This is a genomic window from Anabaena sp. UHCC 0399, assembly GCF_034931465.1.
Taxonomy (GTDB): Bacteria; Cyanobacteriota; Cyanobacteriia; order Cyanobacteriales; family Nostocaceae; genus Trichormus; species Trichormus minutissimus.
On the sequence record NZ_JAYGGZ010000021.1, the window covers coordinates 69863 to 91700 of the forward strand.

Below are 21838 nucleotides of genomic sequence, written 5' to 3' on the forward strand. Positions count from 1 at the left end.
CCTACAGCAATTACATCTTCACTAAATCAGCATGAAACTCTTAATTCAACACAGACATTTAAAAAATGAAATCGCTGGTGTTCTAACATATATTAATGCAATCAGACCAGAACTAGAAACGAGAGGTATTGAAGTTAAAACAATCTCTACAAGAGAAGAGCAGATCAATAATTGGGTAAAACTGATTTTTTGGGCAGATATTGTTCACATGAATTCTAATGATTTAATATTTGCCCTGTTGTGTAAAACTCTGAATAAAAAGATTATTATTAAATACCACTACTGTTTCTATCAATCTATTCACTCTCAATATGAGCAGATGTCCTTTGCAAAAAGGCTACAAGCTGAATTAAGATATACTCTACCCAAACCCAACTATCCCTTAAAATGGAAGCTATTCACCTTTGTCAAATGGGCAAGATTAGGAACTAGACTTGGTACTGCACTCATGGCCAATCGCCACACAGCTTGTAGCAATTTTTTAGGTGCATCTTGTGCTTTTCCTTGGCAAGTAGTTACTTTATATAATCCTATTGTTATTAGCTCTGAAAGTCAGCCGAAAAATCTAGATAAGTTATCTACGCCTTATAAATTTGTTTTTGTTGGTAGATTAGATGCAGATAAAGGAGTAGATATCTTATTAAGAGCCGCAGCGATTTTAAAAGATGAAAATCGTAATTTTCAAGTTTTGATTATAGGAGATGGAGGAGCAGTCAATACATTACAGCAACTGACATCCAGTTTAGAACTTGTAAATTACGTCAGTTTTTTAGGGAAACTTTCTAATCAAGAAGTGATCGCACAATTACAGGATGCTTTAGCTTTGGTAGCACCTTCGCGGTGGCAAGATCCAGCACCTTATGTAGTATTGGAAGCTTCTAGTACCCAAACCTGTTCCATTGTCTCAAAGATGGGAGGATTGCCAGAAATGGCTGGAAAAAACGGCTTTTTATTTGAAAATGAAGATATAAAAGGGTTAGCTAGTTGCATGAGATACTGCTTAGATCATCCAGATGAAGTAATTAATCGCGGTTTCCTATCTAGCCAGTATGTTGCAGAAAATTTTTCTTCAACCCTTGCGGTTACTCAATTTCTAGAGCTTTGTGATCAACTAAAGCCTAAAACTACAATTCAATGACGGCAGTATGCGCTAGGGTAGGAATTGACACGCGTTTGTGATTTCCTGTGCTTCTCTGTAAACGTCCAGCTATATTTTTCAGTTTGGCTGTCTTACTTACTTCGTTAACAGCCTGCACCAATGCGCCAACCGCAAAAAACCTAGAACAGTCTTTGGCCGCAGATCCCAGGTTAAAAAAGAACCCAGTCGTTTTAGGTCAATCTCCAGCAGATAAATCAGCATCTGGACAAAATGAACCATCGGTGCAGTTACCTGCGGATTTCCCTAAAGATATCCCCATATATCCCAATGCCAAACTAGAGGAAATTACCCCTGTTAGTAGTACAGACAAGAGGGTTTTGACTCGTTGGCTCAGTTCTGATCCCAGCAATATTATTACTAGTTTTTACCGCAACCAGTTTCAATCTAACGACTGGCAGATTCTACAACAGCCAACGGATGATGTAGAAGGTAGTTTTGAAGTGCGTCGCAATGATTTGTTGGTGAAGGTGTCTATTCAGCCGCAATCAGTGACGAATCCTGCACCCAATCAACCACAAACCTCTACATTATTAAAGATTGAGTATGTACCAAATGATAAAGCTACCTCAGCTACTAACAACATTCCCCCAGCACAGGCTACACAATCACCAGGTACATCTGAGACTCTTACGGCTCAAGAATTCAGCGATTTGAATAAAGTCTCGCAACCAATAAAGCAATATATTCAGGATTTAGCCGAGTTAGGGGTATTTTCGGCAGATTCTTCCAACAATAAAACTAATTCAACCACTACAACTAACGAATTTGAAGCCAGTAAAATTATCACTCGGCGAGAATATGCTCGTTGGCTAATGACTACTAACAATGCCATGTATGCCAACAATCCCGCCAAGCAAATTCGCCCAGCATCAGAGAGTGTACAACCAACGTTTAGTGATGTCTCACCTCAAGACCTTGATTTTCCAGCAATTCAGGGATTAGCGGAAGCTGGATTAATTCCTAGTCCTTTGTCTGGTGACTCTACAGCCGTTTTGTTTCGCCCTGATGCACCACTAACACGAGAACAATTAGTCTTGTGGAAAGTACCCCTAGATACACGCCAAGCTTTACCAAATGCTAATTTAGAGGCTGTTAAGGAAACTTGGGGTTTTCAGGATGTGGGTAAAATTGACCCCAAATCTTTGAGAGCCGTTTTAGCTGATTTCCAGAATGGCGAACAATCAAATATTCGGCGGGTGTTTGGCTATACAACTTTGTTCCAACCGAAAAAACCAGTGACTCGTGCGGAAGCGGCGGCGGCGTTGTGGTACTTTGGCACTCAAGGTGAGGGGATATCGGCTACTGAGGCACTAAAATTAAAGCGATCGCCATAAGATGAAAGGGGGACTGAGGTTAACAATTCAAAATTCTCTTTAGCTAAATTCATGTGGGCTAACGATCGCTTATTTGAAACTATCACGGAATTAGTCATGCACCATTCTCCTAGCGGTGCAGAGGCGGAAATCAATCAATTGCTGATGCAGCGATTTACTGGACTAGGTGTAGAAGTTTGGTGCGATCGCGCCGATAATATTATTGCGAAGATTCCCGGTAAAATTTCTGATAGAGCAGTAGCGATTACAGCCCACAAAGACGAAATTGGGGCGATCGTTAAAAATATTGGTGATGCGGGTAGGGTAGAAGTCCGCAAGTTAGGCGGTGCTTTCCCTTGGGTTTACGGGGAAGGTGTTGTTGATTTACTAGGAGACAACGAAACTATTAGTGGGATTCTCAGTTTTGGTTCGCGCCACGTCTCCCACGAATCCCCGCAAAAAGTCCAGCAAGAAGAGACTCCGATTAAATGGGAAAATGCCTGGATTGAAACTAAACTTACTACGGATGAGTTAGAAGCGGCTGGTATTCGTCCGGGAACGAGAATGGTAATTGGGAAGCATCGTAAGCATCCCATCAGGCTTAAGGATCACATTGCTAGCTACACCTTAGATAACAAAGCATCTGTGGCGATTTTATTGGCGTTAGCACAGCACTTAAAACAGCCAGCCGTGGATGTTTATTTAGTGGCTTCCGCGAAAGAAGAAGTAGGGGCGATTGGGGCATTATTTTTTACCCAAAATCAGCGTTTAGATGCTTTGATTGCTTTAGAAATTTGTCCGTTATCTGAGGAATATCCGGTTAAAGATGGGGAAAATCCGGTACTTTTAGCTCAGGATGCCTATGGAATATATGATGAAGGGCTAAATGGACAATTGCGCCAATGTGCCAAGCAATTAAATATGCCTGTACAGCTAACTACCTTAAGTGGCTTTGGTAGTGATGCTTCTATAGCAATGAAATTTGGTCATGTGGGACGTGCTGCGTGTTTGGCATTTCCTACCCAAAACACCCACGGTTATGAAATTGCTCATTTGGGTGCGATCGCTAACTGTATTATTTTATTAAAAGCTTTTTGTGAAACTGAATTTGAGTAGTTTTATTCAAAGCCGATGACGGGATTTGAACCCGTGGCCTGCTGATTACGAATCAGCTGCTCTACCACTGAGCCACATCGGCATATACGATAGGATATTATAGCATTATTTACCTATGGTAGAACCAAATTCCAAAAACCGCCTGAACTCGGAACAATATGCCCGTCTCAAAGCCGAAACAGTAGCACCTTATCGCGGCTTGAGGCAATTTATTTATATTGGTGTTGGGGCTTCTGGTTTTATCGGTGCATTTGTCTTCTTTTTTCAATTACTTGCTGGTAGGGATATTGAAAATGCTTTACCTAACTTTGCTCTCCAAGTAGGAATAGTCGCACTGATGATTTTTCTCTGGCGTTGGGAGCAACGTCGGCAACGTCGATAAAGTTAGTCAAGATGAGGCGAATTCAAAAGAGAGAAAAAATAAAAAAAATATTAGGAAATCAAAAAATTTAAAAATTTCTGAGAGAATAATATTTGTTGAAACGGGGTCAGCTAAATAAAGACCCTGAATATAAACCCATAATATAAACAGGGGTTAAACAATTTAAAGACCCCAATTTTAAGAAAACCAACAATTATGCCAGTACCAGGTCAGTTTTTGCTGATTCTGGCACTGGCAATTTTTAAATCATCAACTTACGGAACTCTAACTACATAAGATGAGGGCAGTGGTTGGGCGCGTCCAGCATTCACTAGGGCTTGATAGACAAAGGCAGCAATTTCTGCTCTAGTAGCTTCACGATTGGGATTAAGTTGGTTAACGTTGGGATAGTTAATTACCAGTTGCTTGGCGGTTGCAGCCGCAACTGGACTAACTGCATAATTGGGAATCTGACCAGCATCAGTGTAAATAGAAATGACATTCTGATTATCAGCAGTTAATCCTAGTCCATTAGCTAGGGCTACTAAGGCTTGCACTCTAGGGATTTGTTGCTGGGGTTTGAAAGTTCCATCAGGATAACCAGCTACAAATTGACTCTGGTATGCAGCTTGAATAGCCGCGTAAGCCCAGAAATTACTGCTAACATCTCTAAACTGAATTGCAGCTCGTTTAGATGGTGGTGTTAAAGCTTTGGTGATAATAGTGGCGAATTGGGCGCGGGTTACAGGCTCATTGGGTTTAAATGTACCATCAGGAAAGCCAGCAATAATATTTTGTGCAGCTAAAGCTTCTATATAACCTTTAGCCCAATAATTTGCAGCTACATCTTTAAATGCAGTTCCTGAACCGGGTTGTTCCACAGTGGCGGCGACAAAATCTACCTGACCAAGAATTTTTTTCTGGTCGATATCATTACCCACAGCTAAAATGCGATTTGTTCTGGTGGCGTTATTCACATCATAACGAGTGTTACTACGAATCAAATTACCACCAGGATTTTCGTTAGTACCTAAATCTGGTTGAGCATTAACAGTGACTACAACACCATCTCGCTTATTGTTTTGAATGACATTTTTACGCAGGATGGGCTTGGCTGATTCTGAGATAAACAGACCGTCTTGGTTCTGGACAATTTGGTTTTCTACTACCAAAGGTGTAGAGTCACCTCCAATAGCTATGCCAAAACCGGTGTCCTGAAATAAGTTATTGCGAATTTCACCTTGAGCCGATTTGGCGATAGAAACTCCATTACCTGTGTTTTGGACAAAGATATTACTTTCAATTTTGGGGTTTCCTGTACCTGTGACAAAAACCCCATCCCTAACGCTTTTCGTAAAGGTGTTGTTTTTGATGGTGGGATTAGTTGATTCTACCCAGACACCAGTACCACGTTGATTGGGGTTGGTGACAGTTAAACCGACAATTGTTGTATTTTCATTAGCTAAAATGGTTATGTCTTGTCTGGCAAAGGTGCGACTGGTATAAAAACCACCACCTGTAATTAATATTCCTTGTCCTCGGCTAGATTCATCACCTCGCAGTGTCACCCCTGGTTTGACTACGAGTGGAAATTGTTCTCCGGTTTCACTGTTATAGTTTCCAGGCGCAATTTGAATAGTAGTACCTGTTTGAGCCTGATTGAGAGCGTAGGTAATTGTTTTGTAAGGGGTGGTGGTATTACCAGCACCGGCTGTATCTGTACCAGTGGCGGGGTTGACATAAATCACTGGTGCAGTTGTGGGAACTTGCGCTGTGATGTTTGGATTGATTACTTGTGAATTGGCACTTACTTCGCTGGAAATTAGCGTCATTCCAGTGGTAGCCAAGAACAAAGCGATGATTCCTATGGATAGGGGTTTCGCCGAGTATGTATTTAAGCCCTGATGTTTCATTGTTACGTCTGTGAAATGCTGAATATGGGTTAGTTGAATAGGTGTCATGTAGCGGATATCTAGCTACAAAACTTATGCAAAACTATAGCGGATGACTAGCGAATCAGCACCTAAGTTTCGCAAGAAAATACATAAATTATCTAGATTGAAGGGCAAAATCTGACTTTGAGCTTCATCAGGGGGATATGCCGCGCCTTTCGCGATCGCACCTAGTGTTGGTATATTAGTGAACAGATTGCTGGTTACAATCTATGTTGTTAATTCACAAAAATTTAGATGCTTCAGGAATTTAGCCCCGAAACAACAGAAAGGGGATCTCAATAAATAGATCCCCTTTCTATAAAGCTGGCATTGTTTTTTAAACTAATTGGAATTTTGTTGTTAATAAGCTAATGTTTCTAAAGTTTCCCTTAAATATCGCTGCACCTGCTGTTCTAGGCGCAGTTCTTGTAATTGAGTATAGCTTTCCACTTGCCAGCGTTGGAAACCAGAACTAGCAGCGATCGCGTATTGGAGATTTTGCCAAATTTCTGAATCACGAGAAAATTGAAGTTTAGCCATATGCCCTTATTCCTCAGTTTCAACTTTAACAGTCAACTGGGGCAAGATTTTATTAACCCGCACCCCTAAAATCGTGAAATCCTGGTTAATCTTCTCTAAAGGTAACGGTTCTAGAGCAGCAAATTCTGTGTCATTTGTCACTAAAACTCGTGCTACACTCAGTGGAATTTGAAGAAATAAATTACTTGCCAAAAAGGTTAAGCCAGCCATTAATAATGCCAGACTCCGCCATTGTGGTAAAAAACTGGCTACACTCACCACTAGGGGAGTTACTTGGTAGAGTTGCCATAGCATCAAAATTGATATTATTGCTGCCAGCAGTGCCAGCACCCGATTTAACTTTGTATTAATTAAACAGAGAATTTTTCTTTGCTGCTCAGTCAGATTTTCTGGTTTGAGAGCAACTCCCAAAATGGCATATATGTAAAAAGGACGGCGTAACTGCATCCACAAAAGAGGAATCACACCAATTCCTGCTACTAGCAAAAGCTCCACCCACACTGGTAATAGCGGCTGTCCCACTGACAAAAACAATAAGCACAGCAGCAAAAACACAGGTAGTGTCGCCAAGCCAGCGACATGAATCCACAAAATAGGTTCAGAACGAAATGAGCGCATAGTTAAAGTCCTGATTCTTGAGTTTCGAGTTCTGGGTGTTGATTTTCAAGTTGTGAGTTGTGAGTTGAGAAAATTTCTGCAACTCTCTACTCATCACTTTTACTCAGCACTCAGAACTTTTTACTCAGCACTATCTTGTTAACGCCAAGGTACGACGTTTAGTTACCATCTGGTACGCATCAATGATGTCACCTTCAGCCCAGTCATGGAACTTATCCATGCCCACGCCGCATTCATAGCCAGCGTTGACTTCTCGCGTATCTTCTTTCATCCGCTTCAGGGAATCGAGTACGCCTTCATAGACAACTTTACTGCCGCGACGTATCCGTACTTTGCAGTTACGGACGAGTTTGCCAGATTGAACATAGCAACCAGCAACAGCACCGCGACCGACTGGGAAGACAGCCCGGACTTCGGTTTGACCGAGGGGTTCTTCGACCAACTCTGGTTCTAACAGACCTTCTAAAGCACCTTGGATATCTTCCAAGAGTTTGTAGATGATATTGTATTCCCGCACATCTACACCGGCTTCGTCGGCGGCTTGTCTTGCACCACTAGCATAGGTGGTGTTAAAGCCAATAATGACTGCGCCACTGGCTGCGGCCAAGTCAATATCTGTTTGAGTGATTTCCCCTGCTGTAGACAACAGCATCCGAATTTGAACTTCGTTTTGGGGAATTTGTTTGAGTGCGCCTACAATTGCTTCCACAGAACCCTGTACGTCGGCTTTCAAGATTAAGTTGAGTTCTTTCAACTCGCCTTCTTGAGCTTGAGCCGATAGGGTAGTGAGGGTGACACGTCCCTGTAACAGACGCGATAGGCGTTGTTTGTCGGCACGGTCTGAGGCGATCGATCTGGCTTCTTTTTCGTTATGGAAGACCTCGAATTCGTCACCTGCGGCGGGTACGTCACTTAAACCCAGTACCTCAACAGCGAAGGAAGGAGAAGCAATATCTACCCGTTTGCTGCGATCGTTAACCATTGCCCGGACTTTACCGAAGGCTGAACCAGCGACGAGCATATCTCCCACACGGAGAGTACCGTTTTGAATCAGTAGGGTAGCTACTGCGCCTTTAGCTTTATCTAAATGCGCTTCAATTACAGTTCCTCTGGCTGAACGATCTGGGTTGGCAGATAGTTCTCCAACTTCTGCGACCAAGAGAATCATTTCTAGGAGCGTATCGAGGTTTTCTCCCCTGATGGCACTCACGGGAACCATAATTGTCTCACCGCCCCATTCTTCTGGTGTTAGACCGTACTGGGTGAGTTCTTGCTTGACGCGATCGGGCTGCGCCCCTTCTTTGTCAATTTTGTTGATGGCAACAACAATCGGTACGCCTGCGGCTTGAGCATGGCTAATCGCTTCTACTGTTTGGGGACGCACGCCGTCATCCGCAGCCACTACTAAAATTGCGATATCTGTCACCCTTGCTCCCCTTGCCCGCATTGCAGTAAATGCTTCGTGACCGGGTGTGTCCAGGAATACTATCTGATGTGGCTGACCTTCATGTTCAATGTCTACGTGGTATGCACCAATATGCTGGGTAATCCCACCAGCTTCACCAGAGGCTACCTTTGTTTTCCGAATCGAGTCGAGTAAGGTAGTTTTACCGTGGTCTACGTGACCCATAATTGTCACTACTGGTGGACGACGGATGAGGTATTCCTGGTCGCCAACATCAATCATATTTGTGACTTTGCGGGCTTCAGCTTCTGGTTCGGCGGTTTCGATTTCTACTTCTAGTTCTTTTCCAACTAAAGTAATTGTCGGGATATCCAGATTTTGGGTGATACTCACCGCCATGCCTTTCATAAACAGGATTTTAACAATCTCTGTGTCGGCTACTATTAAACCGTCAGCTAGTTCCTGCACCGTCATGGGGCCTGTAACTACCAATGTGCTTGGACGATCGCGTTTGACCTCAACTTCTTGTTGGCGGCGATTATGGTCACGAGAACCGAACTTTTTACTTCTGGTAGTTGGGGAACTAACCACAGCAACGCTAGAAGGCTGTGCCGGTCGGGCTGCTTTAGGTTTGGGAGGACGAGCAATAGAAAGGCTCACTTGAACGGCGGCTGGTATTTCTAGTCCGTCTTCATCGAGTAAATCATCTTCTTCAAAATCATCCTCTAGGATGGGCTTGACTCGCTTACCTTTGACCCCTACCTTACCGGCTTTTTCTTTAATTTCGTCAATGATCTCTTCTTCTTGCCACTTTTTCCCACCCTTAGCTAGACGGGGCGGTGTCGGGCGTTTTAAATCAAGGAGATCAGGTGTAGCTCGATCATTAGGAGCTTCTGCTCTGTTCGATACTCCTCCTGCCATCGGTTTTGGCGGAGTTGCTACTGGCATTGCTGCTACAGCTTCGGATGGACGTGCTGGTCTACTAGGACGTTGCCCTTCTCCTGCTGACCCACCTGGTCGATTAGCTCGATGTTCGGGTTTGGCTGGGGATGGAGTGGTGCGTAGCTGTTTTTGTACTGGAGCTTGGGAGGTCTCTGTTTGTGTAGGTTTAGAGACTTTCGGCCTAGGTTGATCGCGATCTTCATCTGCACGCTGTGGGCGTTCACGTTTGAGGATCGGTTTTTCTGAAGTACTTACCTGTTCTGCTACGTCTAACTGTTCTGCTAGAGGTCTAGCAGGTGGAGCTACCAGTTGTGGTTTTTGAGGTTTCTCTGGTCTTGGTCTGGATGAAACTACTTTTTCTGGTTTCTCATCTGCGATTTTTTCAGATGCCTCTGTTTTTGGCGTTGGCTCTGTTTCTGGGGCAGCTTGTACTTGAGAAGTTTCAGATTGATTCCGGGGAACAGGTCGAGTGGGAGCCGTCGGCTTCATGGGTGAGACTTGTGTAGCGAAGGGCTTTGGTGGTGCAGGAGAATTAACGTCAGATGAAGCAATTTGATGATTGCTAGCTACTGAAGCTTCGGGGGCATTAGAAGTAGGATTTTTCAATATTTTGGGTTTGCGAATTTCCAAAATTTGTTGTTTGTGAGGTTGGGCTGGGCGGTTGCGCGAGCCGGTGGGTGATGAATTGGGTTTATGACTAGATGTATTGAATTCTTTTTTGGGCGTTCCATGTGTAGCTGCTAGCTTTTCAGCGGCCGCCCTAATATTTTCTGCCTCTGTTTCTGAGATGGTACTGCTATGACTTTTGACCGCGATGTTGAGCTGGTCGCAAATTGCTAATAGCTCTTTGTTATCCAAATTCAATTCCTTTGATAATTCGTAGATTCTAACTTTGCCGTTGTTCATCCACTCTTCCCCTTTAATTTACAGTTTTTTTGCGGATGGTTGCCTGGGAGTGCGACATCTCCATCCTTCGATTACTGTTTTTAGGTTGCCCTTGGTGTGTTTGCCGGTGCCTCCAATCAGGAAAGAGAGATGTGTCGGTTTAATATTGGCATCTCCACCGTAAACGGTTGTTAACGGACAACCATAAATTTTTTCTAAAGAAAAAGTGTTTATGGTTGCTGGTGATGCCGAACTGCGCCTGAACGCTACCAGGTTGCCATTCGGTGGTTTTTTGTTTTGTTGATTCTGAGTCTTCCACAACACAATTGAATGAAATTTGTTGGGAGTACTGCTTTGCTCTTCTTTGTTTTGGGAGAGCAGTTTGCTAACTACACCCATTTACTATTTTGGCACTAAGCCCGACAATTGTAGAGGGTGTGTCATCCCTCGAAATATTTGGGCTTTTAGCAAAATTTCCCTAGGAATTAAGGTCAAGAAAGTAATTTAGACCTAAATTTGCTTTGGGGGATTGTTTGGGGGTAGATGTTGCCACAATGTTTGGTACAGTTTTTCTGGTACTGATGCACGTAGCGATCGCCCTAGTTTATTTTTTTTCTGAGCCGTTTGCAAACAGCTCTGTTGCAGGCAAATATAAGCTGAACGCCCCATGCCCTCATTTAATTGTACCTTCCCGGAAGGAAAGACACGGACAATCCTCCAAAACTCTTCTTTTAAACCTACTTTGCGGCAACTGACACAACGCCGATAATTGGGTTTCATCGGGATTCTGAGCATTTAACAGGATTGTGGTCGGTAATAATTAAAGTTAAGTAATCATGAAGATTGGTACTGAAATTAATCCTACCAGAACTTTATTTAAGCTGATAAATTACTCTTCGTCATTGGTGTCAAAAGGTTCATTCTCGAAATCTTCCATTTCGTCTATTTGATTTTCTTCATCCTCTAGCTCCTCAAATTCCATGTCATCTTCCTCTGGTGTATACTGGGCGCGAACAGCAGCAAATTTTGCATCTTCTCCTGCGTGGTCGTACTTGGCTTTGTCTTTGATATCGATTTTCCAGCCAGTCAACCGAGCAGCTAAACGTACATTCTGTCCTTCTTTGCCAATGGCTAAACTAAGTTGATCTTCGGCTACTAATACGTGAGTTTGCCGACTCTCCGTGTCCATAAGACGCACTTCGTCTACCCGCGCTGGACTGAGAGCGTTGGCGATGTATGTGGCTGGGTCTGGAGACCAACGAATTACATCTATTTTTTCACCGCGTAATTCATTAACTACTACTTGAATGCGTGATCCCCTAGCACCAATACACGCACCTACTGGGTCTACATCGCGATCAAGTGTGTCTACGGCTATTTTAGTCCTTGGCCCTACATATCGTGAGGGAGGATTAGCCTCTCTGGCTACAGCCACAATCCGCACTACTTCATCTTCAATTTCTGGTACTTCGTTGGCAAATAAATAAACTACCAACCCAGCATCGGCACGAGATACAAGCAGTTGTGGCCCACGTTGCTGACCTTGTGAAACTTTTTTGAGATACACCTTAAATGTAGCATTAGCACGATAGTTATCGTTGGGTAATTGCTCCCGCTTGGGTAGTTCGGCTTCTACCTCTGGTTGCCCAAAGGTACTGCTGACTGCTAGAATTACAGACTGCCGTTCAAACCTTAAAACTCTTGCTTGCAGTACAGTGCTTTCCAAGTCTTGGAATTCTTCTTGCACCATTTGACGCTGTTGATCCCGGAGTTTTTGCGCTAGCACTTGCTTTGTTTGCATTGCTGCCATCCGCCCAAATTCTCCCTGATCGGGGGTGACATCCAACACTACAGAATCCCCCAACTGGGCTTCAGGTGCTACTTGCTGCACTTCGTCTAAGGATATCTGATGATCGGAATTATTAACTGCTTCTACAATAGTTTTTGTGGAAAGCACGCGAAACCCTTCTCCATCAATATCTAATTCAACTTCAAAATTATCAAAGTAATCTTCATCAAACTGTTTGCGTTCTAAATTTTGAGCGCGGCGGTAACGTTCGTAACCTTTAAGTAATGCCTCTCTGATTGCTGATTGCACTGCCAGGCGAGGCAAATTACGCTCACGACTAATACTTTCTATTAAATCTTTTAATCCTGGTAAAGTAACCATTGACATAAGCAATCTCCTTTAAAAATTGGGGACTGGGGAACTCGGGGCCCCTCTGGGGATAAGGGGCAATGGGGATTAGGAATTGGGAATTCGGGAAGAATAAAAATTACGCATTAGGTGACTGGGATTAGAGCAAAGTTCTACTCTAGCCCTAGCTTTAAGCCTTTAACTTCTAATCCCTAGTCCCTAGTACAGCGTGGTTTAAATAAAGCGATATTTCAAACAAGTAAAAGCCTTGATATACAAACCTTTTGACCTTTGATTTCCACCTTGCGGTACTAGTCCCTAGTCCCTAGTCCCTCACTACTCAGTTATCGTGGTTCATCTAACTGCACCCTAGTAATGAGGGAGCGAGGAATTTCAATGACACGACCTTTTTGATTTAAGTAAATTTTTGTCTCATCGCGGCGAATCAGTTGACCATTCCATTCTTGTTGTCCTTCGTAGGATGGAGAAGTGGAGACAATGACAGGAAATCCTTTGAAGGAAATAAATTCCCTATCTGTTACTAACTGCCGTGAAATACCAGGACTAGAAACTTCCAAAACATAGGCATCTGGAATAATCTCTGTTGCATCTAAGGCGGCTTCTAGCGCACGGCTCATTCTCTCACAATCATCCAAGCCAGTATCTTGCAGGGGATTGCGGATGTCTACCCGTAAGACTGGTGGACGTTGGTTAGTATGAAAAACTATGCCAACGACTTCCAATCCCAGTTGTTCTGCCACTGGTACTGCCAAATCTGTAATTTGTGGAACTAGAGGATGAGCCATGTCCGAAACCAATAAAAAAAGTGGGCATTAACCCACTTCCTGCGATAGAAATATCTTCCAAGAAGTATTTTGACGAACCATAATTGGTTCGCCTCTCATCTGAGTGTAGCGCATTTCTTTGATAGTCAATAGTCATTGAGTATTGAGCATTGGACATTGGCATTAGTTACTCTCCCCTGCTCCCATGCTTTTTTCCAGTCCCCAGCTTTTCAATGAGTGGATTTGCAATGAGTGGATTTTAGATTATTCAATCCAAAATCCGTCTTGAAAAGTTTCCTACGGCGGGAAACCCGCCTACAGAACTTTCCGCAAAATCTAAAATTCCTAGTCCCCAGTCCCTAATACCTAATCTCCGGGAGTGTAGCTTGTTTTGCTACTGGTTGGATGGGTGGTTGGGTTTTGAGTTGTCTGGTTTGTTCTAAAATTTGGTCGATATCTTCTTGAGATAAACGCTGCACATAGTTAAGTTTGACTTCTTCTAGAAAATCAACAAGTAAGCTCTGAATTTGAGAAATGACTTGCTGTTTCTGTATTTCAGTGCCTAGGGCTTGACTAAAGCGTTCTACAAGTTGATTAGTAAGTTTTTTGGCTACAGGATCTTCGACAGCACTAACTAGTGCTTTGTAGAGATTAGTGGTGAGTTGAGTTGCTAGTTGTTCGCTGAGTTGAGTTTGTATCTTTGTGACTCCAGGTAGGATTTGCAGATTACGAGACAGAGGGACTTGATGGAGTACAGTTTCGATGTTGTGGTGTAAAATCGCAGTTATTTCGGGTTGAATTTTTGGCAATACCTGATAGACAATTGTTTGTACCAGAAGACCAGCGATCGCTTCGATTTCATTTACATCATTTATATCTATATAGGGGCGCAAATTATCTTTCTGTAATAGCCAACGGATAATTTCACCCTCTTGAATAGAAATCTGCATCTGGTTGATGACTCGAATAACTACAACTTCTGTGATGTCTTCGGCAAAATTTGCGACTACTGTTTGGTGTAATTGTCTATTGAATGGTTGAAGATTTACTAATTTTGCTTGATCTAAACGCATAGTTACAGGGATAATTCGCAACCAACGCCAGAAGGGGATAAGCAGAAAGAGATCATACCATCGCCACAAAATAGCATTGAACCAACTAAAGCTAGGATGGCGACGTTTGATATAGAATATACGTGTCAAAAACTCTAGGCTAAATAACAAGACAAAGGGTAAATCAATCCACCAAAATATATCAACAAAATCACCACTTTCATCAACTTGGCGATAATAGTTAGTAGCAATTAAAGGTCGAATTTTTTGATTAAAAAAAATCATCTCTTTTTGCCAACCATTTTGGGATAAGTATGGTTGACTCCAAAAAGTGGCAAAGGACTGTTTTGCTGACCCTTTGGCGATGCGATCGCGCATTCGGTTTTTAATTTTTTCTAAAGTTCCACTTTTGTTAGCACTTGCGAATGGATTAGTTTCAATCATCTCACTGCTTAATCGGCTAAGTTCCTCTAATTTAGTTTTGGCCTCTGGTGATGTTAAGCCTGTCTGGCTGACTTGCGCTTCTAGGGCGGTTACTGCTTCTAGATAATTTTTTGTTTCTCTATGAGGTTCAATACCTTTAATGGGATCATATATCTGAGTAATTTGGGGAAATTTACCTAAATAGAAATTCCGCCAGGGTACATAACTTAAATCAAACAGCACTAAGCAGAGGTTGAGCATGGCAATAGTTGCCATCAATCTTTCAAAATATAAGTTCTGTTTCTTTGATTTTTTTTGATTCGCCATTTTTCGTTGCAAATTATACAGTTTTTAATACGATATTTTAACTTAACTACATTCAGTGAATTACACAGTAGGATCATATATCCGCTAACTTACTCCCTAAGATAGATGAAAAAATTTATTTTTGATATGTGTGTTAAATTTTGTCAAGGTGATTTTTAATAATCAGAAATCATGAATTATTAAGAAAAAATTATAAGAAAATATAAGATTTTTCTGTTAGCGTTTATAATGCTGATTTAATTCAAAGGAATGCGAAATATGTGGTGTGGTTTTGGAAAATCAAGCATGATTATCGGTGCTGCTTGTTTGGTTACTGCTAGTGTAGTAATTTCAAATACAACCTTTGCAGCGCGTCAACGTAACTATACACCGCAAGAGTTCCGTTCGGTATTGCGGGGTCTAGGCTATAACGTTAAAGTTACAAATGCTCCCCTCACTGATGAGGAAACAAAAAAAGCAATTAGTGAATTTCAAAGAGGTTATAAGCTCTCTGTCGATGGCATAGCCGGGCCAAAAACCCAAGATTTTGCTGCTACTATCGTGCAAATTCTTCAAGGTAATTTAAATGCTGTCCTTAAGCCTAAATCTCCTTTGGCTCGTGACCAATTTTACAGCGATCGCACAGAAGAGTTAGTCAAAGAGTATCAGAAAAAAAATCAACTACAAGAAACTGGTATAGCTAATTTGGCACTCCGCCAACAGCTAGATAAAGAAGCGAAGAACATTATTAATCAGCCCAGTACAAAGCCATCACCAACCTCGACGCCAACTCCAACCTCGACGCCAACTCCAACCGTGACACCAACTCCAACCGCGACACCAACTCCAACCGCGACGCCAACTCCAACCGCGACACCAACTCCAACCGCAACGCCAACTCCAACCGCGACGCCAACTCCAACCGCGACGCCAACTCCAACCGTGACACCAACTCCAACCGTGACACCATCACCAACCGCGACACCAACTCCAACCGCGACGCCAACTCCAACCGCGACACCCTAAACATTAGGTGTTCTGATTTGGTTCTTCCATTGGTCTACCTTTAGGTGTTGGTAGAAGTGGACGACGGTCATCATAAGGCATGGGAATGTACTGAACGGTAGGTCTTCCACCTTGTGGTTGTGGATACAAATCCATGAGTTCATATATGGAACGGGGCAGCCCTACAGTTATGGGCAGCCCCATTTCTGTAGCTTCTTCAACGGTGATGGGGTAGTCATGGGTAACGCGTCCAGTGGTTAAGGCTTCAATTATTGGTTCGATATCTTCAGGCTTAACTTTTTGTCTGGGTATATTATCTTTAAGCAGAGTCCGCACAAAGCGTTGTACCTGTTGAATAGCTTTACCGGCTAGGTCTGCCATAATTAGTGTTTGGTCGTCAACCTCACTAATGGGTTTATCTTCAACGACTTTGAGAATACTGGCGGCTGGGTAGTTACCAAGTTGGGGATCAACAGGCCCTAAGACAGCGTTGGCATCCATGACAATTTCATCGGCGGCGAGAGCGAGCATTGTACCGCCACTCATGGCATAGTGCGGGACAAACACGCTGACTTTTGATGGATGACGAATTAATGCTCTAGCAATTTGTTCGGTAGCCAATACTAAACCGCCAGGAGTGTGCAGAATTAAGTCTATGGGAACATCAGGGGGCGTGAGGCGAATTGCCCGCAGTATTTGTTCTGAGTCTTCAATGGTAATGTAGCGGGAAATGGGAATACCTAGCAAACTGATGGACTCTTGGCGGTGTATTAATAAAATTACACGGCTGTTGCGTTGTTGTTGAAATTCGTGCAAGGCGCGAAAGCGTCGATATTCCATTTGGCGTTTCTGCCAGATGGGTTGTAAGGAAGAAAGAAGCAGGAAAATCCAGAATAAATCCCCGATACCAAAGCCCATAGGTTAGGTCAAAAATTACAACATAGTTATAATTTTGACAAGTTTTGAGCGATCGCATTTCTATCTACGGGTTAATCTCTCATTAAACCAACTCATCAGGATTTACTCCTAGTTGTCGCAGACGTTCCGCCAGTTGTTCGGCTTTTCTGTTGGCTTGTTCTGCTTCTTGTTCAGCAATTATCGCGCGTTCCGTAGCTGCAACAACTTCCTCTGTAGGCTCAGGAATCAATTCTCCTGCTAAGGTGAACCAACGTAGCCATAACCTATCAATACCTCGGAATACTCCTTGCCATACACCTAAACTTAAACCTAACTCTGGCATGAGTACGCGTCCCTGAGTTAAATTTATTGGTTCATAATGACCACCGACTAACCGAAAGGCTCTCACTTCATTGGTGTAGCGACTAAACACAATATAGTAAGGAACTCGCAGAATTTGTTCGTAAACTTCCCATTTACTAGGAGGTTTATTTTTTACTTTGGGACTATTACCTAAATCTTCGCCCTCTGTACCTGGGGATAATAATTCGACTACGACAAACGGATTTGCTGGTTCTTGCCAAGTCACATAACTTAACCGCAAATCTTCACCTTTGTAGAGTTTCTGTACTCCAACTACACCAAACCAATCGGGGCGTTTATACCATAATGGATGCTCAACGTCATAGTAGAGATTTAGGTCAGCCGCACTGTAAACTAATTCCGCATTCCAGTTAATGGGTTGAAAGGTTAAGTATAAAAGTAAGGGTTGTAAAAAGTGAAAATCGTCTGGCAAACCTGAGTCCTCTGGGTTGTCGCTAGGTAAATCATACATCGTGGGCAGGGTTTCCCACGGAGGACGCGGCGGCTCAGATTGGGGAATATATCTAGGGAAGGTAGTCATAAGTGGAACTGCATAAATATTGATATTAGAGATGGAGTAGGAAGTAGGGGAAAGAGAGTTTTCAGCTATGAAAGTCCGTCACTAATCCTGGTTGAGTGTTGCCATGTTTACATATAACGCAAGCATTCCTAGCTTGCATATCTTGTGGTAAATCTGCTAATTCTTTTAAGAACTTTTTAGTATATTCAACTTTCCACATTATTTTGTTTTAATGATTGGTAATATTGCCAGGCTTCATCTTTAGTGAGACGTTCATCGTCTTCTGACTCTGCCATGAGTTTGATTAAGCCGTAATTTTCTAAGATTTCTTCAATTTTCTCAAAGTCAGCTATGGGAATTTGTACAGCAATAGGTTGCTGATTTTCGTCCATGACATAATTTTTATTAATTTCTAGCATTTTTGTGGCATCTAAATTGATTATTGGCAAGTCCTAATACTATTTAGACGCGCCAAGTACTAGCGCACCGCACCGCTACCGCTACATCATAATGATAGTCAGAAAGGCTTCTATTAAATAGAAGACCATATTTGAGAGATGTGTTGACGCACTTTTTCCCAATCATTTGGTTGTAAAGTTCCTAATTGACGTTCTAATAGACGCTTTTCTACTGTGTTTATCTTATGCAATCTCACTACCGAAGGACGCATTAAACCTGCTTGCTGCCATTCGATAATTTCAACATCAAAAGCAGTGTGAGTGATTTGACTGGTAATCCGCGCCACAATAACATCATCATCTCCGGTATCTAAAAGCACTAATACTGGGCGAAGTTTGAATGTTACTGCATCAGAAAATGGCAGTTTGAGCAATATAACAGAACCGGATTGATAATTTTGCATTGCTTAAATTGTGTCGTATATTGCATCTTCTTCGCTGTAACCTTTCAATAATTGATCAGCTGCCAGACGTTGCCAAGCGGCTTCTTCTTGTTCTTCTTCTGTGGGTTCAGTGACGAGAATAATTACTTTTACCTGCTGATTATTTACTAACTGTTGCAAAATCGCATTTGGTAATTCTATTTTGCCTTCAGTGGTGACATTGGCAGGAAATTCGTATGCTTTCATATTGTTTTTATTCTTCGGTAGTTCTAATACTATTTTGACGCTGTTATTGCACAACTAGCTGCGCCGCCATATTTTGATATATCCGCTACTATCTCCAGCCGCCAGCCAATTGCCATCCGGGCTAAAGGCAATAGAATAAACATCTGAGAAATGATCTAAAGTGATGATCTCTTCACCAGTTTTCACCGACCACAATTTGATTGTACGGCGACCACCACTGGCAAGGGTACGCCCATCAGGACTAAAGGCGATTGAAGTATTAGAAGAACTACCACTCAGGGTGCGAATTTCTTTTACTTTTATCTTTTGCAGCCAATCAGTTTCCACTGACCACAATTTAATTGTGTTGTCACTACCACCGGCAAAGGTACGTCCATTGGGACTAAAGGCGACGGAATTAGACCACGAGGAAAGACCAGTTAGGCTGTAAATTTGTTTACCAGTTTTGACTGACCACAATCGGATTGTTTCGTCTCGACTACTACTTATAAGGATACGCCCATCAGGACTAAAGGCCATTGAACTAATCCATTGGGAATGACCAGTGAGGGTGTGAATTTCTTTACTTGTTTCCATTGACCACAACTGAATTGTGTGGTGGTCACAAATGGCAAGAGTATGCCCATCAGGACTTAAGGCATAACAATTAGCCATGTGAAAACTCTTATCCTCATCCTCATCAGTGCGGGTAAAAATTTCTCTACCTGTTTCTACTGACCATAATCGGATTTGTCTCTCCGTATCACCACTAACAAGGGTATGTCCATCAGGACTGAAAGTGACAAATTCAACCCAACCGCCCTTCCAATCTGAATGACTTACGGTGCGTATTTCTCTACCTGTAGCTACTTCCCAGAGTTTGATAGTTTTATCATGACTACCACTAGCCAGAATGAGTCCGTCACTACTGAAGGCAAGACAACTAACTGTCGAAAAGTGACTGAAGGATAAAATGTGAATTTCTCTACCTGTAGCTACTTCCCATAATTGGATATCGTGGGAATCAAGACTACCATAGAAATAAGTATCATTTCGAGAAGACAATTCACCAATACCCAGAATTTGCCCATCGCAACTGAAGGCTATAGAAGCAATATAAGGAAAATCATGAGTAATGGAACTAATTTCTCTACCTGTAGCTACTTCCGATAGTTTGATTATCTTCGTTGTGTCATCCCAACTAGCTAGAATTTGACCATTAGGACTTAAGACTGTACAAGACACTCTGTTGGAATGAGTCAGGTTAACAATTTCTCCATCACTGCTAAAAGTAATAGCGTCAAAAACTCTGAAATTACCATAAACAGTGCGGATAAGTTGACCTGTACTTAGTGACCACAAGTGAATCACCCCGTCTGCGACGACGCTGGCTAGGATATTTTCTTGTGGGCTAAGGGCAATATTTCCAGAAATCCCTGGAATAATGTGGACACATTCCCATGTATCTGGTGTAAATCTAGGACTTTGCCTTGGTGGTTGCAGTGTTTGTGTGACTTGTTTTGTCCGGGATGTTACTACTATCCCTACACCCAACAAATCGAACCACTCCTGCACTGACTGGGGACGAAACTTATAATTTAACGCCATCCCCCGCATAATTGCCCCATTCACCCTGTCGCTAACACTGGGGTTTAAATCCTTTGGTGGTTGCATGGTAAAATTCTGTAGTCTAGCTGGTGCTGGCATTGGTAATTGCCCAGTCAGCAAAGAATATAGTGTGGCGGCTAAAGCATAAACATCAATATATTCTCCCCGTTCTTCTATGGGTGCATACTGTTCCGGTGGCGCATAACCAGGGGTCAAGCTTTGTGTATGTTGTTGCACTCCACCAGAAATAAATTGTCTAGCCAGGCCAAAGTCAATGAGTACCGCTTCTGGTTTACCTGCACGCATCATAATATTACCTGGCTTTAAATCCCGATGCAGCAATCCTTTGTCGTGAACCAGTATCAAAGCATCGCCAATTTGCCGAATATATTGCAGTGCTTCTGCTTCTGGTAATGCTCCCTTCTCGGTTATCCGCTTATATAAATCTTCCCCTTGGATGTATTCCATCGCCATGCAAGGTAAATCACCATCATCAAAAACATTTTCTACTTCTACAATGTGGGGATGGCGACATAAAGCCAGGCGTAATGCTTCTTCTTTGAAGTCTTGCTTGAGTTTAGTTTGATGCGGTTGGCAACGAGGATCATTGAGGATTTCTTCACGCAGGGTTTTAATTACCCGCAGTTGACCCTGTTTATTTTTCGCTAGGTAAGTGATACCAATTCCACCTTCACCCAATTTTTTCTCGATTATGTAGCGTCTGCCAAATAACTGCCGCCCTGGATTCCACACCATAGGTCAAACCGTAGTTTTACTGATATTCTATTCTGGCATAGGCAAAACTTACTCTTGGGGGCAGGAAGATTTAGGTGCTAGGCTTGTAGTGTACCCCTGCGGGGAAGCAAGCTACGCGCAGAGAGAACTCCAGTTTTCAAAAAAGGACTAAAGTCCTTACTAAGAAGTGATTAGATTGAAATGATAAATGTTGTAGCGATCGCTTCATTCAAAAATTTCGACAACTTTGGATAAAAGCAGGTTTTCATACTCCGCCAGAATATCCACGACAGGAAAAGTAGAGAGGTTGCGGTGTCCAAATCCCGGACTTTTGGGAAAAATCCGGGATCTAAGGTTTGGAGAGGGGTTTTCCAGATCCTGTGAAAAGTCAGTCTAATCTTGCGGCTCAATACCTGCGGCGCGTAGTTGTGCTGCTAGCCTTTCGGCGCGTTGGCGTTCTTTTTCCACTAACTCTGAACCCCATAATAATAGCTGTCCGGTTTCATCCCACCAGCGTAACCAATTACCTGTGCGGTTTTCTCGCGTACCTTGCCATACGCCAAGGTAGAGATTCATTTCGGCTATCCAGTAATGTTGGTTTTCGTTGGGGGTTTGTGGGCTGTATCTACCTGCATTTTGATCTAGGCGATATACCTCTAACTCTCCGG

20 protein-coding genes, 1 tRNA gene and 1 pseudogene are annotated in these 21838 nt (G+C 42.7%); 5 read left to right on the forward strand and 17 right to left on the reverse strand.

Features of this window, described 5'->3' with window-relative positions:
• Positions 1–31: 31 nt before the first annotated feature.
• The 3 genes from VB693_RS13420 to VB693_RS13430 are packed head-to-tail and all read left to right on the forward strand — an operon-like array spanning position 32 to position 3588.
• Positions 32–1138 (forward strand): glycosyltransferase, encoded by a 1107-nt coding sequence (locus VB693_RS13420; RefSeq protein ID WP_323266705.1) that lies wholly within the window; start codon positions 32–34, stop codon positions 1136–1138.
• A 47-nt stretch (positions 1139–1185) separates the two neighbouring features.
• Positions 1186–2493 (forward strand): S-layer homology domain-containing protein, encoded by a 1308-nt coding sequence (locus tag VB693_RS13425; RefSeq protein WP_323266706.1) that lies wholly within the window; start codon positions 1186–1188, stop codon positions 2491–2493.
• Positions 2494–2544: 51 nt separating this feature from the next.
• Positions 2545–3588: a M42 family metallopeptidase gene (locus tag VB693_RS13430; protein ID WP_323266707.1), complete on the forward strand. Its 1044-nt coding sequence runs from the start codon at positions 2545–2547 to the stop codon at positions 3586–3588.
• 10 nt (positions 3589–3598) lie between these two features.
• Here the strand turns inward: VB693_RS13430 and VB693_RS13435 are convergent.
• Positions 3599–3670, reverse strand: a tRNA-Thr gene (locus tag VB693_RS13435).
• A gap of 33 nt (positions 3671–3703) precedes the next feature.
• Here VB693_RS13435 and VB693_RS13440 point away from each other — a divergent pair.
• Entirely contained in the window at positions 3704–3970 is a 267-nt protein-coding gene (locus VB693_RS13440; RefSeq protein ID WP_323266708.1) for a DUF3493 domain-containing protein, read from the forward strand.
• Positions 3971–4224: 254 nt separating this feature from the next.
• Here VB693_RS13440 and VB693_RS13445 read toward each other — a convergent pair whose 3' ends face one another.
• From VB693_RS13445 to VB693_RS13485, 9 genes are all read right to left on the reverse strand, one after another.
• On the reverse strand, positions 4225–5862 hold the full coding sequence (locus VB693_RS13445; RefSeq protein ID WP_323266723.1) for a DUF1565 domain-containing protein: 1638 nt from the start codon (positions 5860–5862) through the stop codon (positions 4225–4227).
• A 381-nt stretch (positions 5863–6243) separates the two neighbouring features.
• Entirely contained in the window at positions 6244–6423 is a 180-nt protein-coding gene (locus tag VB693_RS13450; RefSeq protein WP_190705163.1) for a hypothetical protein, read from the reverse strand.
• Positions 6424–6429: 6 nt separating this feature from the next.
• Positions 6430–7041: a low-complexity tail membrane protein gene (locus VB693_RS13455; protein WP_323266709.1), complete on the reverse strand. Its 612-nt coding sequence runs from the start codon at positions 7039–7041 to the stop codon at positions 6430–6432.
• Between the two features lie 130 nt (positions 7042–7171).
• Positions 7172–10294 carry a translation initiation factor IF-2 gene (infB, locus tag VB693_RS13460; protein WP_323266710.1) on the reverse strand — a complete coding sequence of 1041 codons (3123 nt, stop codon included), beginning with the start codon at positions 10292–10294 and terminating at the stop codon, positions 7172–7174.
• An 18-nt stretch (positions 10295–10312) separates the two neighbouring features.
• Entirely contained in the window at positions 10313–10672 is a 360-nt protein-coding gene (locus VB693_RS13465; RefSeq protein WP_242039405.1) for a hypothetical protein, read from the reverse strand.
• A gap of 111 nt (positions 10673–10783) precedes the next feature.
• Positions 10784–11053 (reverse strand): YlxR family protein, encoded by a 270-nt coding sequence (locus VB693_RS13470; RefSeq protein ID WP_323266711.1) that lies wholly within the window; start codon positions 11051–11053, stop codon positions 10784–10786.
• 109 nt (positions 11054–11162) lie between these two features.
• Positions 11163–12449 carry a transcription termination factor NusA gene (nusA, locus tag VB693_RS13475; protein WP_323266712.1) on the reverse strand — a complete coding sequence of 429 codons (1287 nt, stop codon included), beginning with the start codon at positions 12447–12449 and terminating at the stop codon, positions 11163–11165.
• Positions 12450–12754: 305 nt separating this feature from the next.
• Entirely contained in the window at positions 12755–13216 is a 462-nt protein-coding gene (gene rimP / locus VB693_RS13480) for a ribosome maturation factor RimP (RefSeq protein WP_323266713.1), read from the reverse strand.
• A gap of 338 nt (positions 13217–13554) precedes the next feature.
• Positions 13555–14997, reverse strand: a complete 1443-nt coding sequence (locus VB693_RS13485) for a hypothetical protein (protein ID WP_323266714.1) — start codon at positions 14995–14997, stop codon at positions 13555–13557.
• Between the two features lie 258 nt (positions 14998–15255).
• Here VB693_RS13485 and VB693_RS13490 point away from each other — a divergent pair, with 258 nt between their 5' ends.
• Positions 15256–16002: a peptidoglycan-binding protein gene (locus VB693_RS13490; RefSeq protein ID WP_323266715.1), complete on the forward strand. Its 747-nt coding sequence runs from the start codon at positions 15256–15258 to the stop codon at positions 16000–16002.
• 3 nt (positions 16003–16005) lie between these two features.
• Here VB693_RS13490 and VB693_RS13495 read toward each other — a convergent pair whose 3' ends face one another.
• The 7 genes and pseudogenes from VB693_RS13495 to VB693_RS13525 all read right to left on the reverse strand — a co-directional run.
• Positions 16006–16899: an SDH family Clp fold serine proteinase gene (locus VB693_RS13495; RefSeq protein WP_323266716.1), complete on the reverse strand. Its 894-nt coding sequence runs from the start codon at positions 16897–16899 to the stop codon at positions 16006–16008.
• A gap of 82 nt (positions 16900–16981) precedes the next feature.
• Positions 16982–17782: a Uma2 family endonuclease gene (locus VB693_RS13500; protein WP_323266717.1), complete on the reverse strand. Its 801-nt coding sequence runs from the start codon at positions 17780–17782 to the stop codon at positions 16982–16984.
• A gap of 185 nt (positions 17783–17967) precedes the next feature.
• Complete coding sequence (locus VB693_RS13505; RefSeq protein ID WP_323266718.1) at positions 17968–18210, reverse strand: hypothetical protein; 243 nt, start codon at positions 18208–18210, stop codon at positions 17968–17970.
• An 83-nt stretch (positions 18211–18293) separates the two neighbouring features.
• The gene (locus tag VB693_RS13510; RefSeq protein ID WP_323266719.1) at positions 18294–18623 is read right to left on the reverse strand and encodes a type II toxin-antitoxin system PemK/MazF family toxin; all 330 of its coding nucleotides are present in this window, start codon (positions 18621–18623) and stop codon (positions 18294–18296) included.
• 3 nt (positions 18624–18626) lie between these two features.
• Entirely contained in the window at positions 18627–18848 is a 222-nt protein-coding gene (locus VB693_RS13515; protein ID WP_323266720.1) for a hypothetical protein, read from the reverse strand.
• A 54-nt stretch (positions 18849–18902) separates the two neighbouring features.
• Positions 18903–21191, reverse strand: coding sequence for a serine/threonine-protein kinase (locus VB693_RS13520; RefSeq protein ID WP_323266721.1), 2289 nt, complete (start codon positions 21189–21191; stop codon positions 18903–18905).
• 372 nt (positions 21192–21563) lie between these two features.
• Positions 21564–21838 (reverse strand): annotated as a pseudogene (locus VB693_RS13525) (Uma2 family endonuclease); the annotation flags it as partial.

Excerpts from the sequence above, each read along its gene's own strand:
- VB693_RS13515 (WP_323266720.1), bottom strand. The coding sequence starts at position 18,848 with ATGAAAGCATACGAATTTCCTGCCAATGTCACCACTGAAGGCAAAATA.
- VB693_RS13420 (WP_323266705.1), top strand. The coding sequence starts at position 32 with ATGAAACTCTTAATTCAACACAGACATTTAAAAAATGAAATCGCTGGT.
- VB693_RS13450 (WP_190705163.1), bottom strand. The coding sequence starts at position 6,423 with ATGGCTAAACTTCAATTTTCTCGTGATTCAGAAATTTGGCAAAATCTC.
- VB693_RS13490 (WP_323266715.1), top strand. The coding sequence starts at position 15,256 with ATGTGGTGTGGTTTTGGAAAATCAAGCATGATTATCGGTGCTGCTTGT.
- VB693_RS13510 (WP_323266719.1), bottom strand. The coding sequence starts at position 18,623 with ATGCAAAATTATCAATCCGGTTCTGTTATATTGCTCAAACTGCCATTT.
- VB693_RS13430 (WP_323266707.1), top strand. The coding sequence starts at position 2,545 with ATGTGGGCTAACGATCGCTTATTTGAAACTATCACGGAATTAGTCATG.
- VB693_RS13500 (WP_323266717.1), bottom strand. The coding sequence starts at position 17,782 with ATGACTACCTTCCCTAGATATATTCCCCAATCTGAGCCGCCGCGTCCT.
- VB693_RS13455 (WP_323266709.1), bottom strand. The coding sequence starts at position 7,041 with ATGCGCTCATTTCGTTCTGAACCTATTTTGTGGATTCATGTCGCTGGC.
- VB693_RS13520 (WP_323266721.1), bottom strand. The coding sequence starts at position 21,191 with ATGGTGTGGAATCCAGGGCGGCAGTTATTTGGCAGACGCTACATAATC.
- infB (WP_323266710.1), bottom strand. The coding sequence starts at position 10,294 with ATGAACAACGGCAAAGTTAGAATCTACGAATTATCAAAGGAATTGAAT.
- nusA (WP_323266712.1), bottom strand. The coding sequence starts at position 12,449 with ATGTCAATGGTTACTTTACCAGGATTAAAAGATTTAATAGAAAGTATT.
- VB693_RS13465 (WP_242039405.1), bottom strand. The coding sequence starts at position 10,672 with ATGGGTGTAGTTAGCAAACTGCTCTCCCAAAACAAAGAAGAGCAAAGC.
- VB693_RS13495 (WP_323266716.1), bottom strand. The coding sequence starts at position 16,899 with ATGGGCTTTGGTATCGGGGATTTATTCTGGATTTTCCTGCTTCTTTCT.
- VB693_RS13485 (WP_323266714.1), bottom strand. The coding sequence starts at position 14,997 with ATGGCGAATCAAAAAAAATCAAAGAAACAGAACTTATATTTTGAAAGA.
- rimP (WP_323266713.1), bottom strand. The coding sequence starts at position 13,216 with ATGGCTCATCCTCTAGTTCCACAAATTACAGATTTGGCAGTACCAGTG.
- VB693_RS13440 (WP_323266708.1), top strand. The coding sequence starts at position 3,704 with ATGGTAGAACCAAATTCCAAAAACCGCCTGAACTCGGAACAATATGCC.
- VB693_RS13470 (WP_323266711.1), bottom strand. The coding sequence starts at position 11,053 with ATGAAACCCAATTATCGGCGTTGTGTCAGTTGCCGCAAAGTAGGTTTA.
- VB693_RS13445 (WP_323266723.1), bottom strand. The coding sequence starts at position 5,862 with ATGAAACATCAGGGCTTAAATACATACTCGGCGAAACCCCTATCCATA.